12 protein-coding genes and 1 tRNA gene are annotated in these 16031 nt (G+C 70.7%); 3 read left to right on the top strand and 10 right to left on the bottom strand.

Annotated features, from left to right (window positions below; all coding sequences use genetic code 11):
• Positions 1-167 precede the first annotated feature (167 nt).
• From rpsA to AB0F70_RS00955, 5 genes are all read right to left on the bottom strand, one after another.
• Entirely contained in the window at positions 168-1664 is a 1497-nt protein-coding gene (gene rpsA, locus AB0F70_RS00935) for a 30S ribosomal protein S1 (RefSeq protein ID WP_357442529.1), read from the bottom strand.
• 184 nt (positions 1665-1848) lie between these two features.
• Positions 1849-3636 carry an ABC transporter ATP-binding protein gene (locus tag AB0F70_RS00940; protein WP_357442531.1) on the bottom strand — a complete coding sequence of 596 codons (1788 nt, stop codon included), beginning with the start codon at positions 3634-3636 and terminating at the stop codon, positions 1849-1851.
• A complete protein-coding gene (locus AB0F70_RS00945) occupies positions 3633-4535 on the bottom strand; it encodes an ABC transporter permease (protein ID WP_357443558.1) in 903 nt (300 codons plus the stop codon). The genes AB0F70_RS00940 and AB0F70_RS00945 overlap by 4 nt, the downstream gene beginning before the upstream one ends.
• A gap of 56 nt (positions 4536-4591) precedes the next feature.
• On the bottom strand, positions 4592-5599 hold the full coding sequence (locus AB0F70_RS00950) for an ABC transporter permease (RefSeq protein ID WP_357442533.1): 1008 nt from the start codon (positions 5597-5599) through the stop codon (positions 4592-4594).
• A 122-nt stretch (positions 5600-5721) separates the two neighbouring features.
• Complete coding sequence (locus AB0F70_RS00955) at positions 5722-7368, bottom strand: ABC transporter substrate-binding protein (protein WP_357442535.1); 1647 nt, start codon at positions 7366-7368, stop codon at positions 5722-5724.
• 227 nt (positions 7369-7595) lie between these two features.
• Here AB0F70_RS00955 and AB0F70_RS00960 point away from each other — a divergent pair, with 227 nt between their 5' ends.
• Positions 7596-8396 carry a class I SAM-dependent methyltransferase gene (locus AB0F70_RS00960; protein ID WP_357442537.1) on the top strand — a complete coding sequence of 267 codons (801 nt, stop codon included), beginning with the start codon at positions 7596-7598 and terminating at the stop codon, positions 8394-8396.
• 74 nt (positions 8397-8470) lie between these two features.
• Here the strand turns inward: AB0F70_RS00960 and polA are convergent, their stop codons facing one another.
• On the bottom strand, positions 8471-11200 hold the full coding sequence (polA, locus tag AB0F70_RS00965; RefSeq protein WP_357442539.1) for a DNA polymerase I: 2730 nt from the start codon (positions 11198-11200) through the stop codon (positions 8471-8473).
• 121 nt (positions 11201-11321) lie between these two features.
• On the opposite strand from polA, the gene AB0F70_RS00970 reads away from it, so the two are divergent.
• Complete coding sequence (locus tag AB0F70_RS00970; protein ID WP_357443560.1) at positions 11322-11663, top strand: hotdog fold thioesterase; 342 nt, start codon at positions 11322-11324, stop codon at positions 11661-11663.
• Positions 11664-11733: 70 nt separating this feature from the next.
• Here the strand turns inward: AB0F70_RS00970 and AB0F70_RS00975 are convergent, their stop codons facing one another.
• Complete coding sequence (locus tag AB0F70_RS00975; RefSeq protein ID WP_357442541.1) at positions 11734-12381, bottom strand: GNAT family N-acetyltransferase; 648 nt, start codon at positions 12379-12381, stop codon at positions 11734-11736.
• Positions 12382-12508: 127 nt separating this feature from the next.
• Positions 12509-13117, bottom strand: coding sequence for a response regulator (locus AB0F70_RS00980; protein ID WP_357443562.1), 609 nt, complete (start codon positions 13115-13117; stop codon positions 12509-12511).
• A gap of 148 nt (positions 13118-13265) precedes the next feature.
• On the opposite strand from AB0F70_RS00980, the gene AB0F70_RS00985 reads away from it, so the two are divergent.
• Positions 13266-13349, top strand: a tRNA-Leu gene (locus AB0F70_RS00985).
• Positions 13350-13385: 36 nt separating this feature from the next.
• Here AB0F70_RS00985 and AB0F70_RS00990 read toward each other — a convergent pair.
• Together AB0F70_RS00990 and AB0F70_RS00995 are read right to left on the bottom strand one after the other, a co-directional pair.
• Entirely contained in the window at positions 13386-14198 is an 813-nt protein-coding gene (locus AB0F70_RS00990) for an oxidoreductase (RefSeq protein WP_357442543.1), read from the bottom strand.
• 124 nt (positions 14199-14322) lie between these two features.
• A complete protein-coding gene (locus tag AB0F70_RS00995) occupies positions 14323-15993 on the bottom strand; it encodes a RyR domain-containing protein (RefSeq protein WP_357442545.1) in 1671 nt (556 codons plus the stop codon).
• Positions 15994-16031 lie beyond the last annotated feature (38 nt).

The following is a 16031-nucleotide window of genomic DNA, read 5'->3' on the forward strand; positions in this document are numbered from 1 at the left end:
GATACATCAGGAAGCGGCACAGAACGGCGTCGTCGCAGGTCAGCGAGCTGGATGCGGCCACAGGACCGGGCACCGCACCGCATCGTGAAAAACACCGGCGGCAGGCCCGGGAGACGACGACGGCCCGCCGCCCCCGAAGGGGCGACGGGCCGTCGATCAAGCTCGGGTCAGTTACCCGTGAGCTTCTCGCGGAGCGCGGCGAGCGCCTCGTCCGAAGCCAGCGTCCCGCCGACCTCCTCGACCGGAGCCGAGGAGTAGGTGGTGGAGCTGCTGCTGCCACTGCTGCTGCTACCGCCGCCGGCCGCGGCCGCGGGGGCCTCGACCGCCTCGGTGTCAGCGGTGAGCGCCTCGGCGACCTGCTTGCGGTGCGCGGTCCAGCGCTCGTGCGCCTTGGCGTACTCCGCCTCCCACGCCTCGCGCTGGGTCTCGAAGCCCTCGAGCCACTCGTTGGTCTCCGGGTCGAAGCCGTCCGGGTACTTGTAGTTCCCGGCGTCGTCGTACTCGGCGGCCATGCCGTACAGCGCGGGGTCGAAGTCCTCGGACTCCGGGTCCACACCCTCGTTGGCCTGCTTGAGCGACAGCGAGATGCGGCGACGCTCCAGGTCGATGTCGATGACCTTGACGAAGACCTCGGCACCGACGGTGACGACCTGCTCCGGCAGCTCGACGTGGCGCACGGCCAGCTCCGAGATGTGGACCAGGCCCTCGATGCCGTCCTCGACGCGGACGAACGCACCGAACGGGACGAGCTTGGTGACCTTACCCGGCACGACCTGACCGATGGCGTGCGTACGGGCGAAGGTCTGCCACGGGTCCTCCTGCGTCGCCTTCAGCGACAGGGAGACACGCTCGCGGTCGAAGTCGACGTCGAGCACCTCGACCGTGACCTCCTGGCCGACCTCGACGACCTCGGACGGGTGGTCGATGTGCTTCCAGGACAGCTCCGAGACGTGCACCAGACCGTCGACGCCGCCGAGGTCCACGAACGCACCGAAGTTGACGATCGAGGAGACGACACCCGGGCGCACCTGGCCCTTCTGCAGCGTCTGCAGGAAGGTGGAGCGAACCTCGGACTGCGTCTGCTCGAGCCAGGCACGGCGCGACAGCACGACGTTGTTCCGGTTCTTGTCGAGCTCGATGATCTTGGCCTCGATCTCCTTGCCGACGTACGGCTGGAGGTCGCGGACCCGACGCATCTCCACGAGGGAGGCGGGGAGGAAGCCGCGCAGGCCGATGTCGAGGATGAGGCCGCCCTTGACGACCTCGATGACGGTGCCGGTGACGACGCCGTCCTCTTCCTTGATCTTCTCGATCGTGCCCCAGGCGCGCTCGTACTGTGCGCGCTTCTTGGACAGGATCAGGCGGCCTTCCTTGTCCTCCTTCTGGAGAACCAGGGCCTCGACGGCGTCACCGACGGCGACAACTTCGCCAGGGTCGACGTCGTGCTTGATCGAGAGCTCCCGGGACGGGATCACACCCTCGGTCTTGTAGCCGATGTCTAGAAGGACCTCGTCGCGGTCCACCTTGACGATCGTGCCTTCGACGATGTCCCCATCGTTGAAGTACTTGATGGTGGCGTCGATGGCAGCAAGGAAGTCCTCCTCGGTGCCGATGTCATTGATGGCAACCTGGGGTGCGGACTTCGCGGGGGTGGAGATGGTCATTGAGTTCGATGCTCCGATGCGGACATGGCGTAGTAAGGACAGGGTCTGTTCGAGCTCTGCTGGTGCTGTGCTCGTGAGGTGCCGACGATCGCCAAAAGGCGCACGGCACCGCCAGCCATCCTAGTGGCGTCGCTGCGCCCTGGTCAACGCGAGCCAGGGCGCCGCGAACCTTCGGTGCGAGCCCTCAGAGCGCGAGCTCCAGATCCTTGCCGGGGATGGCGTCGAGCAGGGCCCGCGTGTAGGCCGTGGCGGGCGAGTCGAAGACCGAGTCGACGGTCCCCTCCTCGACCACCCGCCCGTCCTGCATCACCAGCACCCGGTCGGCGATCTGCCGCACGACGGCGAGGTCGTGGGTGATGAAGAGGTAGGTCAGCCCCAGCTCCTCCTGGAGACCGGCGAGCAGCTGCAGGATCTGCGCCTGCACCACCACGTCGAGCGCCGAGACCGCCTCGTCGCAGACCACGAGCTCCGGCGACAGCGCGAGGGCGCGCGCGATCGCCACGCGCTGGCGCTGGCCGCCGGACAGCTCGGAGGGGAACCGCTGCAGCTGGCCCTTGCTGAGCGCCACCTGGTCGGCGAGCTCCTCCACCCGGGCCCGGCGGGCCGCCGCGTCACCGTAGGAGTGCGCGCGCAGCGGCTCCTCGATCGCGCGGTACACCGAGTAGAGCGGGTCGAGCGACGAGTAGGGGTCCTGGAACACGGGCTGGACCCGGCGCCGGTAGGCGATCTGGTCCCGGTGGCTGCCGGCGCCCACGAGGCCGCCGTCGAACGTGACCGAACCCGTGGTCGGCTTCTCGATGTCCAGGATCATCCGGGCGAGCGTCGACTTGCCCGAACCCGACTCCCCCACCACTGCCACCGTGGAACCGCGCGGTATGTCGAGGCTCACGCCGTCGACCGCCGTGAAGTCCTTGGCACGCGAGAACAGGCCGTTGCCGCGGATCGAGAAGACCTTGCTCACGTTCTTGACGGACACCAGTACGTCGGCCTCCGCCGCACCGTCCGCGGCCACGTCCTCGCCGTGGGCCAGCAGGGCGTCGTCCAGCACGTCCTCGAGCCCGCGCTCGCGCGCGATCTCGATGCGCCGCGAGGCGAGCGACGGCGCGGCCGCCATGAGGCGCTTGGTGTACTCGTGCTGCGGTGCGGTGAGGACCTGGCGTGCGGGACCCTGCTCGACGATGTCGCCGCGGTACATGACCACTACGACGTCGGCGCGCTCGGCCGCGAGACCGAGGTCGTGCGTGATGAGCAGCACCGCCGTGCCGAGCTCCTCGGTCAGCCCGGAGAGCTGGTCGAGGATGCCCCGCTGGACCGTCACGTCGAGCGCCGACGTCGGCTCGTCCGCCACCAGCAGCGCCGGGCGGCCCGACAGGCCCATGGCGATGAGCGCGCGCTGGCGCATGCCGCCGGAGAACTCGTGCGGGTACTGGCTCGCCCGGCGCCGGGCGTCGGGCAGGCCTACCTCGTCGAGCAGCTCGACCGTGCGAGCACGCGCGTCCCGGCGGCCGCGCAGGCCGTTGTCGATCAGGCCCTCGTCGATCTGCTGCCCGATCCGCATGATCGGGTCGAGGTTGGTCATCGGGTCCTGCGGCACGAGGCCCAGCTCGGTCCCGCGCAGCTGCGCCATGCGCTGCGGGCTGACCTTGCCCAGGTCCTCGTCCTTGAACCAGATGTGCCCCTCGGCCACCGAGCCGTTGCTCGCGAGCAGGCCGAGCACGGCCATCGCGAGGGTGGTCTTGCCGGAGCCCGACTCCCCCACGATCGCCACGGTCTGGCCGCGCCGGACCGTCAGGTTCGCGTTCGCTACGGCGCGTGCCGCGCCGTTCTCGGTGCGGAAGTCGACGCACAGGTCCTCGACGCGCAGGACGACGTCGGCGGCGTTCGGACCGGCCACCGAGTCGGACGCTGTGCCGGACGCCGTGCCGGACGCGGTGCCGGACGCTGGGGTCTTCTGCTCAGGGGTGTCGCTCATTTTCGGGTCCTGTTCCGGGGGTCGAGGGCCTCGCGCAGGCTCTCGCCCACGAGGGTGAAGCCGAGGGCCGTCACGGCGATGCAGATACCGGGCAGGATCGCCAGGCGCGGCGCGACCGCCAGCTCCTGCTGCGCGGCCGTCAGCATGCGGCCCCACTCGGCGGTGGACGGCTCGCCGCCACCCAGGCCGAGGAAGGACAGCGCCGCGGCCTCGATCACCGCAGTGGCAAGGGTCAGCGTCGCCTGCACGATGACCGGCCCGACGCTGTTGGGCAGCACGTGGCTCATGGTCACCGAGCGCCGGCTCAGGCCCAGCGCGGAAGCGGCAAGCACGTAGTCCTGGCCGCGCTGCGCGAGCATCGAGCCGCGCAGCAGGCGGGCGAAGATCGGGATCTGCACCACACCGATGGCAACGATGACCGACATGGAGGACTGGCCCGCGATCGCGGCGATCGAGACGGCCAGGAGCAGCGAAGGCACGGACAGCATCAGGTCCACCAGGCGCATCGCGGCGAAGTCGACCCACTTGCCGAACCAGCCCGCGAGCAGACCAAGGGCCATACCCCCGGCCAGGCCGAACAGCGTGGACAGGACGCCGACCAGGAGCGACGCGCGGGCGCCCCAGATCAGCTTGCTCAGCACGTCGCCGCCGTAGCGGTCCAGGCCCAGCGGGTACTCGGCAGACGGCCCGGGGATCATCGTCGGGCGCACCTCGGCGCGGCCCGGCAGCTCGTGGGCCCCGTACGGAGCGATCAGCGGGGCGAGCAGCGCCACCATGACGAAGGCCGCGACGATCACGAACCCGGCGATCGCCACCGGGTTCTTGCGGAGCGTGCGCCAGGCACGCGCCCAGACACCCTCGCCGCCGTGGTCGGCGCCGGCGGGTCCGTCGCCGTGGATGCTGGTGTGGAGCGGCTGGGCAGCCACTCCGTCGGTCACAGGAAGCTCGTTGGCACTCACTGCTGCCTCCTCAGCCTGGGGTCGATCAGCCCGTACGACACGTCGACGAACAGATTCACGAGGGCGTACACGATCGCGATCATCAGGACGAAGCCCTGCATCACCGGGTAGTCGGCGTTGAACACGGCTTCCGCGAGGAACGAGCCGATACCGCTGAACGCGAAGACCGTCTCGGTGAGCACCGCACCCGACAGCAGCAGGCCCACCTGCAGGCCGATCGTCGTCAGCACCGGAAGCATCGCGTTCTTCATGATGTGCTCGCCGCGCAGCCGGGCGGGCTTGATGCCCTTCGCGCGGGCGGTGCGGACGTAGTCGGCGTTCTGCACCTCGGACACCGCGGCGCGGGTCATCCGCGCGACGATCGCCAGCGGGATGGTGCCGAGCGCGATGCCCGGCAGGATCAGGTGCACCAGCGCGTCCCATGCGGCGTCCCACTCACCCGTGAGCAGTCCGTCCAGCACGTAGAAGTTCGTCGGATGCGTCGCGATCATCGTCGGGTCCTGCCGCCCTGTGGAGGGGAACCAGCCCAGCTCCACGGCGAAAAGGTACTTCAGGATGAAGGCGAGGAAGAACACCGGCACGGTGACACCGATCAGCGACACGACGACCGACGAGTGGTCGATGATCGAGCCGGCCCGACGGGCGGCGACGTAGCCGAGCGGGATGCCGATCCCGATCGCGATGATCAGGGCGACCACGGTCAGCTCGATCGTCGCGGGGAAGCGCGTGATGAACTCGTCCAGCACCGGACGGCCGGTCCGCGTGGAGACACCGAAGTCTCCCGTCAGCAGACGACCCAGGTACTTGAAGTACTGGAGATGCAACGGCTGGTCGAAGCCGTACAGGGTGTTGATGCGAGCGACGGCCTCGGGTGTGGCCCGCTCGCCCAGCAGGGCGGTCGCTGGCCCCCCGGGCAGCGCCCGGACCCACGCGAACAACAGCACCGACAGCCCTAGGAGCAGCGGTATCAGGAGCAGCAACCGCTGCACGATGAGGCGGAGCATACCTATCCTCAGGAAGATCCTTGAAAGTCACGGACAGCGGTCGGGGCGCGGCAGGCGCCGCGCCCCGACCTGAGCACTTCACCCTAAGGCGCGATGCGCCCTAGGTGTGTCATCGGGTCCTCTTACTCCGAGAACGTGATGACGCTGTAGACCTCGTCCTGCACCGGCGACACCGGGTAGCCCTGCACCTGCTCCGTGAATGCGAGCGACGGCACCGGGCTGGCGAGCGGCACGCCCGGCAGGAACTCCATCACTGCCTCGTTCGCGGCCTGGTACTGGGCCTCCTGCTGGTCGACGTCGGCGTACCGCGCGTCGCTCAGGCTCTTGAAGAGGTCCGGGTCGTTGAAGCCCCACTCGGACGACTCGGCGCCGAAGAAGGTGCCGATGAAGTTGTAGGTGTCGTTGTAGTCACCCGTCCAGCCGAGCAGGTGCAGCCCGTGGTTCGCGCTGCCCTGGATGGTGTCGAGGTAGGTGGGGCTCCACGGCTCCGGCGTCGCCTTCACCGTGATGCCGACCTCCTCGAGGTCTGCCGAGATGGCCTCGTAGATCGCCGCGGCGTCCGGCATGTACGGACGCGAGACGTCGGTCGGGTAGTTGAACTCGAGCTCGAGGTTCTCCTGCCCGGCCTCCGCCAGGAGGGCCTTGGCCTTGGCCTGGTCGAACTCGTACTCCGTCACGTCCTCGCTGAAGCCGGAGACGATGGACGGCACGAACTGCGTGGCGACCTCGGTGCCCTCGGGCAGCGCGGCCGCGACCAGCGCCTCCTTGTCGATCGCGTGGGCGATCGCCTGGCGGACGCGGATGTCGTCCAGCGGCTTCTGCTTCTGGTTCATGCCCAGGTACAGGATGTTGAACGGCTCGCGGTTCAGGATCTGGTAGCCCGCCTCCGCGAGAGCGTCGACGTCGGCCGGAGCGACCAGGTCGTAGCCGTCGATGTCACCGGACTCGAGCGCCTGGCGGCGCGCCGTGCCCTCGGGGATCACCGTGAACACGATGCTCTTGACGTCCAGGATCTCGCCCCAGTACCCGTCGAACGCGCTGAGGGTGACCGACTCGCCGGCCTTCCACTCCTTGAACGTGTACGGGCCTGTGCCGACCGGGTGCGCCGTGGCGTACTCGGAGAGCTCGGGAGCGTCCTCGGCACCGCCGACCTCGTCCGCGTTGAACTCCTCGAGCGCCGCGGGCGACTGCATGGAGAACGACGGCAGCGAGAGCGCCGGGACCAGCTCGGGCAGGGGGCTCTTCAGCTTCACGACCGCGGTCGTGGCGTCCGAGGCCGCGCACGAGTCGTACTTGCCGTTCTCGCCCTGACCACCGAACACGTGCGTGTAGTAGTAGGACAGGGACTCGGACGCGGCCAGGCCGGTCCAGTTCGCCCACCGGTCGAAGTTGAAGCACACGGCCTCGGCGTCGAAGTCGGTGTCGTCGTGGAACTTGACGCCCTCCTTGAGGTGGAAGGTGTACTCCAGCCCGTCCTCGCTGATGTCCCAGCTCTCGGCGAGCAGGGGGGCGGGGTCGGCGGTGCCGGGCTCGACTCCGACGAGGCCCTCGAAGATCTGGCGTGCGACCCGGAACGACTCACCGTCACTGGCGAACGCGGGGTCGAGCGATCCGGGGTCCGCGGACGCGGCGAACACGAAGGCTTTCTTGCCGCTGCCCTCGTCGCTGCCCTCGGGGTCCCGCTCGCTGGCGACACATCCACTCAGAGCCACTGCAAGCGCAGTCACCAGGGTGACGCCGCCCGCAAGGCGCGTAGCGCGTCGACGCATGGCACTCTCCTTCCTCGAGCGCATCGGCGAGCCCGGGTTCGGGACACGACGACACGCAGACGTTTGCGCCTGACCTTAGGAGCCTTCTCGTTGCCTGCGTATTTCGCTTCCCTGACCGGAATCCAATCGTGACCCTTTTGTTATGGCCGCTCCTATGGTATTCGCCCGTGACTCATAGACACAGCCGTACGAATCCATAGGAAGCAGACAGGGGCGATGATTGCCTCGTGAGCGATGACCAGCCCGTGTCCTTCGGCTACCGAGACCTGCCTGACGACGCCGGGGCCGCCCGGGCGTGGTGGGACGCCAACGCCGACGAGTACCTCGACGAGCACCGCGACTTCCTCGGTGACGCCGGCTTCCGCTGGGGTCCCGAGGGTCTGACCGAGGCGGAGGCCGGCCTCCTGGGCGACGTCGACGGGCGCGACGTGCTGGAGGTGGGGGCCGGAGCCGCGCACTGCTCGCGCTGGCTCGCCTCCCGCGGGGCCCGGGCCGTCGCCACCGACTACTCGGCGGGCATGCTGGCGGGTGCGGAGCGCCTCGACGTCGCAACGGGCGTCGTCGTGCCGCGGGTCCAGGCGGATGCCAGGGCGCTGCCGTTCGCGGACGGTTCGTTCGACGTCGTCTTCACGTCCTTCGGCGCGCTGCCCTTCGTGCCCGACGCCGTCACGGTGCACCGGGAGGTCGCCCGCGTGCTGCGCCCGGGCGGCCGCTGGGTGTTCTCGGTCACCCACCCGCTGCGGTGGGCGTTCCCGGACGACCCGACCCTGCGGGGCCTGACCGCGTCGCGCTCGTACTTCGACCGTCGTCCGTACGTGGAGGCCGACGCCGCCGGCCGTGTCCTCTACGCGGAGTACCACCGCACCGTGGGCGACCACGTGCGCGACGTCGCCGCCGCGGGCCTGCGGCTGACGGACCTGGTCGAACCGGAGTGGCCGGAGTGGAACGACCAGGTCTGGGGCGGCTGGGGCCCGGAGCGCGGCCGCTACCTCCCGGGCACGGCGGTCTTCGTGACGCTCAAGGCCTGACCCGCCCGCTGAGTGCGGGCTATTTGTGGGTCAACGCCTCCAGATCTCACAAATAGCCAGCACTCAACGGAGGGTCAGTGGCCCGCCTCGTGCCAGGTGGCGCCAGTGCCCACCGAGACGTCGAGCGGGACGGTGAGCTCGTAGGCCGCGCCCATCTCGCTGCGCAGCACCTCCTCCGCGACCTCCCGCTCGCCCGGGAAGACCTCGAGCACGAGCTCGTCGTGCACCTGGAGCAGCAGGCGGGAGGAGAGCCCTCGCTCGTCCAGCGCGGTCTGCACCCTGAGCATCGCGAGCTTGATGATGTCTGCGGCGCTGCCCTGGATCGGCGCGTTGAGCGCCATCCGCTCGGCCATCTGGCGGCGCTGCCGGTTGTCGCTCGTGAGGTCGGGCAGGTAGCGGCGCCGGCCCAGGATCGTCGCGGTGTACCCGGTCGCCCGCGCCTCCTCGACCACTCCCGACAGGTAGTCGCGCACGCCGCCGAACCGCTCGAAGTAGTCGTCCATGAGCGTCTGCGCCTCGCCCGTGGCGATGTTGAGCTGCTGGGACAGGCCGAAGGCGCTCAGGCCGTAGGCCAGGCCGTACGACATGGCCTTGATCTTGGAGCGCATCTCCGCGGTCACGCCGGCGGGCTCGACCTCGAACACGCGCGAGCCCACGTACCGGTGCAGGTCCTCCCCCGAGTTGAACGCCTCGATCAGGCCCTCGTCGCCCGACAGGTGGGCCATGATCCGCATCTCGATCTGGCTGTAGTCGGCGGTCAGCAGCGACTCGTAGCCCGCGCCGACCTGGAACGCGCGCCGGATCTGGCGGCCAGCCTCCGTGCGGATCGGGATGTTCTGCAGGTTCGGGTCGGTCGAGCTGAGCCGGCCCGTCGCGGCGATGGTCTGCTGGAACGTGGTGTGGATGCGCCCGTCGGGGGCTACCGACCGGAGCAGCCCCTCGACGGTGGTGCGCAGGCGCGACACGTCGCGGTGCGCGAGCAGGTGGGCCAGGAACGGGTGCTCGGTCTTGACGAACAGGTCCTGCAGGCTCGCCGCGTCGGTCGTGTACCCGGTCTTGATCTTCTTGGTCTTGGGCATGCCCAGCTGGTCGAACAGGACCTCCTGCAGCTGCTTCGGGCTGCCGAGGTTCACCTCGCGGTCGATCACTGCGTACGCCTCGGCGGCGGCGTCGGCGACCCCCTGCGCGAACTGCTTCTCCAGGCCGGTCAGGTACTCCGTGTCGGCGGCGATGCCGATGCGCTCCATCCGCGCCAGCACGCCGGACAGCGGCAGCTCGACGTCGTCCAGCAGGTGGGTGGCGCCGCGGTCGGCGAGCTCGCCCTCCAGGGCGGTCGCCAGCTCGGCCACGCCGTGGGCCCGCACCGCCTCCGCCTGCCCCTCTGACTCACCTTCGAGCGAGAGGTCCAGAGCACCCTGGGCGCCTTCGGCCTGTGCGACCTTGAGCTCCCGGCCGAGGTGGCGCACCGCGAGATCGCCCAGGTCGTAGCCGCGCTGGTCCGGGTAGCACAGGTAGGCGGCGAGCTCGGTGTCGAAAGCGACGCCCGCGAGGTCCATGCTCCGCGCGGCGAGCATGTGCGCGGCGGCCTTCGCCCCGTGCAGGATCTTGGGCGCCGCTGGGTCGGCCAGCCAGGCCGCGAGCGCCTTCTCGTCGTCGGGTCCGAGCTGTGTCAGGTCGAGGTACGCGGCCTCGCCGGTCGGCTCCGCCACGGCCACGGCCCAGGCGTCCCCGCCGCCCGCCACTGTCGTACCGGCCACATCGACGCCCACGCGCTCCGAGCGGGCGGCGAGCCAGGCGCCGAGGGCGCCCGGGGCGACGTCGGCCAGGTCGAGCTCGACCCCGCCGGCCACCGGCACCTCCTCCGCGGCGGCGCCCGAGGGGTCGACGGCGAGGAGCCGGTCGCGCAGCTGGCCGAACTGCAGGGTGTCCGAGACGAGGTGCACGGCCTCCCGGTCAAAGCCCTCCAGGGCGAGGTCGGCCACGCCGAGCGGCAGCTCGACGTCGGTCAGGAGGGCGTTCAGCTCGCGGTTGACCCGGACCTGGTCCAGGTTCGCGCGCAGGCTCTCGCCGGCCTTGCCCTTGACCTCGGAGGCGGCGTCGAGCAGGGCCGCGAGGCCGCCGTACGCGGTGATCCACTTGGCGGCGGTCTTGGGCCCGACGCCGGGTACGCCCGGCAGGTTGTCGCTGGTCTCGCCGACGAGCGCCGCGAGATCCGGGTAGCGCTCAGGGGGCAGGCCGTACTTGGCCTCGACCGCTGCCGGGTCCATGCGGGCCAGCTCGGACACGCCCTTCTTGGGGTACAGGACAGTGACGTCGCCGTTGACGAGCTGCAGCGTGTCGCGGTCGCCCGAGCACACGAGGACGTCCATGCCCGCAGCGCTCGCCTGCGTGGCGAGGGTGGCGAGGATGTCGTCCGCCTCGATGCCCGCGAGCTCGATCGAGTTGATGCGCAGGGTGTCCAGGACCTCCTTGATGAGCGGCACCTGCCCCTTGAACGCGTCCGGCGTGGCGGCCCGCGTGCCCTTGTAGTCGGGGAAGCGCTCGGTACGGAACGTCACCCGGCCCGCGTCGAACGCCACGGCCATGTGGGTCGGTTGCTCATCGCGCAGCAGGTTCGTCAGCATCGACGTGAAGCCGTAGACGGCGTTGGTGATCTGTCCTGAGCTGGTCGCGAGGGTGTCGGGCAGCGCGTAGAACGCCCGATAGGCCATGGAATGGCCATCGATCAGCAGGAGACGGGGGCGGCCTGACGAAGGCTTGTCCGGAGTACGGCTTGGCACGGTGGAGGTCACGCCTGACAACATAGCCCGCATGACTGACACGAGCGCTTCCGCTGCATCTTCCGAGCCCACGATCGACCAGCCCGCGATCGACTGGAAGGCCCTGTACGCCGGGGCGGACACGACGGGCACGCTGTTCGAGCGGATGGAGATGGAGCTGCTGGAGCTCGCGCCGGACCGCGCGGTCGGGCGGATCCCGGTCAAGGGCAACACCCAGCCGGCAGGGCTGCTGCACGGTGGCGCCTCGGTGGTGCTCGCCGAGACGCTCGGCTCGCTCGCGGCGCAGGCGCACGCGGGCCCGGGGAAGCAGACGGTGGGCATCGAGGTCAGCGCGACGCACCACCGCGGGGCCCGGGACGGTTACGTCACGGGTACGGCGACGGCGGTCCACCTGGGCCGCACGACGGCGTCGTACGAGATAGCCATCACCGACGACGCGGGCAAGCGGGTGTGCACGGCACGCCTCACCTGCATGATCCTCGGCTAGAGCCGGAGCGGAGCCGCAGGCTCTAGCCGACAAAGGCAGAGCTGAGCGGCCCTCAGGGGCCAGCTACGTCTCAGCCGGCCTTCGCGGGGCGGCGGGACGGCGCGCCCCCGCCCACCGGGCGCATGTCGATGGGCCCGGACTCGATGACGGAGCGGGCACGACGTCGGCGGGCGATGAGGTCCTCGAGGCCTACGCGGGCGAACCGGCGGCTCGCGTGGGCGCCGTCCCGTGCCGCTGCGTCGGTGGCGAGGCGGCGCTGGAGCGCCGTGACCGACGCCACGCGGTGGCCTGCCGCCGGGGCGAACCCGAGCCGCGCGAGGAAACGCTGTACCCCGCGGTTACCGGGCACCGGCGCGGAGTAGATGTCCTCGCACCCGTGCTCGGCCGCGAGGTCGGTGGCCGCTCGGAGCAGTGCGTGCCCGACGCCGTGGCGACGTGCCCGCGGCGCGACGAACACCATGTCGAGGTACAGGCTCGCGCGAGGGGCGAAGAGGTACGCGGCGACGACCCGGCCAAGGACGACACCGGCGACCTGGCCGTTCTGCTCCGCGACGAGCACGTGTCCGCCGGCGGCGAGCAGCACGCTGAGGTGCTCCAGCAGCCGACCGGTGTCCTGGGCTCCGAGCTGGGCCCCGGTCGGCGAGTCGTCGCGTGCCTCGGCGGCCAGTGCGGCGACGGCCGGCAGGTCGTCCTCGCGGGCAGGGCGTATAGCGAGCACGCTTGTCTCCTTCCGGGATCTGATGCTTCCGGACCGAGGGCCCGGCTGAGCGGAGAGACTAGTCCTCACCCGGCCCGGCAGAGAACACGCGAACCGCGATTTCACCCGCTCTAGAGCGAGGCTCGCGTCAGGCGCCGACCTGCTCGATGACGGCGTCCGCGACCTCGCGCATGGTGAGGCGACGGTCCATCGACGTCTTCTGGATCCAGCGGAACGACTCGGGCTCCGACAGGCCCATCTTGGTCATCAGGAGGCCCTTGGCACGGTCCACGCGCTTACGGGTCTCGAAGCGTTCGGTGAGGTCAGCGACCTCCGCCTCCAGCGCACCGATCTGCGAGTAGCGCGAGATCGCGATCTCCACGGCGGGCAGCAGGTCGGCCGGGGTGAAGGGCTTCACCACGTACGCCATGGCGCCGGCGTCGCGGGCGCGCTCGACGAGCTCGGTCTGCGAGAACGCCGTGAGCAACACCACAGGAGCCGCGTGGGCCTTGCCGATGCGCTCGGCCGCCGAGATGCCGTCCAGCTCGGGCATCTTCACGTCCATCACCACGACGTCGGGCTTGAGCTCGATCGCCAGGTTCACGGCGGTCTCGCCGTCGCCGGCCTCACCCACGACGTCGAACCCGGCCTCGCGCAGGGTCTCGACGACGTCCATACGGATGAGGGCCTCGTCCTCGGCCACCACGGCGCGGCGGGAAGGGCGGGCGGGAGCTGCCTCGGGCTCGGCGTCGATCATCGGGGGCAGATCCAGGGAAAGCTTCTCGGTGTTCTCGTCGGTCACGGGGTACATCCTACGTCCCGCATCCCCGGGCTTGGGGCCTGGACCAGGGGTGTGGTTCGATGTCCGCCGGGACATGTTCTACTCGGACAAGTTGTCCCAGCAGGCCGGGTTGGCGGAACAGGCAGACGCGGCGCTCTCAAAAAGCGCTGTCCGAGAGGACATGTGGGTTCGAGTCCCACACCCGGCACGACAGGCGCACCGGATCGGTCTCACCCGAGCGGGTTCATCGGACCGAGCGCAGGACCATCTCGTCGAACGCGCGGTCCGGCAGCGTCCGGCCGAGGCGCAGCAGGTCCTCCGCCATGAGGCCGACGGCGTAGCGGGTCTCCGGCTGGTCGGCCTCGATGGCGCGCCGCACCACCTCCGCGACCACCGTGGCCTCCGAGCCCTGCTGGTCGGGCCCCGACCCCATCCGTCCCGCCATGGCGCCCGCCATGTCCCGGTAGGCACCCTCGCCGGAGTACTCGCGGAGCTGGTCGGCGGAGTGGTCGCCGAACTCGGTCCGGATGATGCCCGGCTGGATGATCACGACGTCTATCCCGAACTGGCCGACCTCCATCCGGAGCGTGTCGGAGAGCGCCTCGAGCCCGTGCTTGGCCGCGTAGTACCAGCCACCGAGCGGCATCGCGATCTCGCCGGCCACCGACGACACGTTGACGATCGTGCCCGACCCCTGGGCGCGCATGTGCGGCAGCACGAGCTGCGCCAGCCGGGCCGGAGCAAGCAGGTTCAGGTCGAGGTACTCACGCGCCTTGTCGAGCGGCACGTCCTCGACGGCGCCGTGCAGGACCGTCCCCGCGTTGCTGACCAGGACGTCGATCCGCCCCTGCTCCGCGACCACCGTCTCGACGAGCCGGTCCACGGCATCGGGGTCGCACAGGTCGGTAGGGACGACGTGCCCGCCGGCCGCGCGGACGACGTCCATCCGCTCCACGCGCCGCCCGGCGCCGTACACGACGTACCCCGCGCCGAGCAGGTCGAGCGCTGTCGCGAGCCCGATCCCTGACGAGACTCCCGTGACAAGACACACCTTCATCGTTCACACCTCTCCGGCACCGGTTCGCATGTACTCCGCATGTACTCCGCATGTGCAAGGCACAGTCCCCGCCGGGGCAGGGAGCAACTGCCATCGTGCCAGGTGGCGGCCCGCGTCAGGACCGTCACCGCATCGCTGCGGGCACCGGACGCTCGTCGTACCGCACGACCTCCAGGCCGAACTCCGCGAGGATCTCGGGCAGCAGCCGCACCACGTCGCGGTCCTTCTCCCGGTTCTCCTCGGGCAGCTCGGACCACGGCACGCCGATCATCGGGTGCACCTTGGCGGCGTCGTCCCGGGCCGGACCGCTCCGCCAGCCCTGGGCCACCCGCACCGACTCCCACAGGTCGTGCTCCGCCTCGGCGAGCTTGTCCAGCTCGGCGCCCTCGAACACCACCTCCGGCGCTCCGTCGCGCGGCGCGATGGTCGCGCCCATCCGCGACAGCCGCGCCGGCAGCCCGACCACCCAGCCCCGGTTGGAGGCCCGCAGGTCCTCAGAGAGGTCCTCCCAGCGGACCATCGCCGGGACCTCGCCCCAGCGGACGCCGCGCTCGCGCTGGTTGCGCAGGTAGACGTGGTGCACGGCCCGCGCGATCCGCTCGTACATGTCGGCGTGGGCGCGCGCCTCCTCCCGCTCGACGTCGGCGAGCAGGTCGCGCATGGTCACCGTCCGCAGGCGGCCGTCCAGGTTGTCGAGCACGCGCGAGGCCTCGGTACCGAACGCGCCGGTCAGGCCCGCCAGGCCGTCGAGCAGGAGCACGAGCGAACCGGGGCCGCCGTGCCAGAGCTTCGTGGCGGTGAGGGCCACCCGCAAGGACCTGCCGTCCGAGGCGTGGCAGACGTAGACCAGGTCCGGCTCCCCGAGGTTGCCCGTGCCGAGCGCCGGCGCGACCCGCAGCTCGATCTTCTCCGCCACGGGCGACCAGCGGGTCCGGAGCGCCTCGACCACCTGCGCGGCGTCGTCCGCCAGCAGGTCGACCGCCAGCCGGACGCCGTCCCCCGCGAGCTCCCACTCGCGGGCCAGGCCCACCACGAGGGCCTTGGCGAACTCGCCGGAGCCGACGACCAGCACCAGCGTCAGCGGGGCGGGACCGCCCGGGGCGTCCACCATGCGCCGCACCTCGCGCACCGCGAGCGCCTGCGCGGCGATGACGTCGAGCGTGAAGAAGTCGACACCCGGTTCGGCGCAGCTCAGGTGCCGCGCCTGGAGGGCCACGCCGAGGTCGGGGTCGCTGACGTGGGCGTACAGGCGCTCGGGTCCCCTGCCCGCGGCGCGGACGGCGTTCTCCGCCTCCGCGACGGTCAGCACGTTGGCCGTCGCCTCGTCCGTGTCCTCGCCGCACGCGTACAGGACGGTCGCGCCCGTGAGGCCCACGTCGTGCAGGCCGGAGGCGTCAGGGGTGCGCAGGACCCGGTGGCCTGCCGCCTCCAGGGCCGCGGCGACGGTGTCGGCGGCGTCGGTCTCGCCGACGACTATCGCGTGGCCGCGGGCGCGGCGGTCCCTGAACCGGCGGATCTCCCCGGTGAACAGGGCGCGTGCGGCCTCGAACAGCGCGTAGACCGCGGTGGCCGGGGCGAGGAACCGCGCCACCTGGAGCTGCCAGGAGAGCGGCCCGCCGCCGCTGGCCGGGTCGGCACCCATCACGAAGAGCTGCAGGTCGTGGTAGACGACGTCGTACCAGGTGCGGTCCGGCTGGTGGCTGGTGTCGAGCGCGAGGCCCCACCACCCGAGGCCGAGGGAGACCACGACGAGTACGGCGAAGCCGAGGCGGGTCCAGGGGAATGAGCGGTTCACGCCCGGAACAATAGCGACATCTCCCCTGACCGCAGTCC

Source organism: Promicromonospora sp. NPDC023805 (assembly GCF_040639635.1).
In the GTDB taxonomy this organism is placed as follows: domain Bacteria; phylum Actinomycetota; class Actinomycetes; order Actinomycetales; family Cellulomonadaceae; genus Promicromonospora.

Bases quoted from the DNA above. Each gene is read 5' to 3' on its own strand.
- rpsA (WP_357442529.1), bottom strand. From the start codon at position 1,664: ATGACCATCTCCACCCCCGCGAAGTCCGCACCCCAGGTTGCCATCAAT.
- AB0F70_RS00940 (WP_357442531.1), bottom strand. From the start codon at position 3,636: ATGAGCGACACCCCTGAGCAGAAGACCCCAGCGTCCGGCACCGCGTCC.
- AB0F70_RS00950 (WP_357442533.1), bottom strand. From the start codon at position 5,599: ATGCTCCGCCTCATCGTGCAGCGGTTGCTGCTCCTGATACCGCTGCTC.
- AB0F70_RS00955 (WP_357442535.1), bottom strand. From the start codon at position 7,368: ATGCGTCGACGCGCTACGCGCCTTGCGGGCGGCGTCACCCTGGTGACT.
- polA (WP_357442539.1), bottom strand. From the start codon at position 11,200: ATGTTGTCAGGCGTGACCTCCACCGTGCCAAGCCGTACTCCGGACAAG.
- AB0F70_RS00970 (WP_357443560.1), top strand. From the start codon at position 11,322: ATGGAGATGGAGCTGCTGGAGCTCGCGCCGGACCGCGCGGTCGGGCGG.
- AB0F70_RS00980 (WP_357443562.1), bottom strand. From the start codon at position 13,117: ATGATCGACGCCGAGCCCGAGGCAGCTCCCGCCCGCCCTTCCCGCCGC.
- AB0F70_RS00990 (WP_357442543.1), bottom strand. From the start codon at position 14,198: ATGAAGGTGTGTCTTGTCACGGGAGTCTCGTCAGGGATCGGGCTCGCG.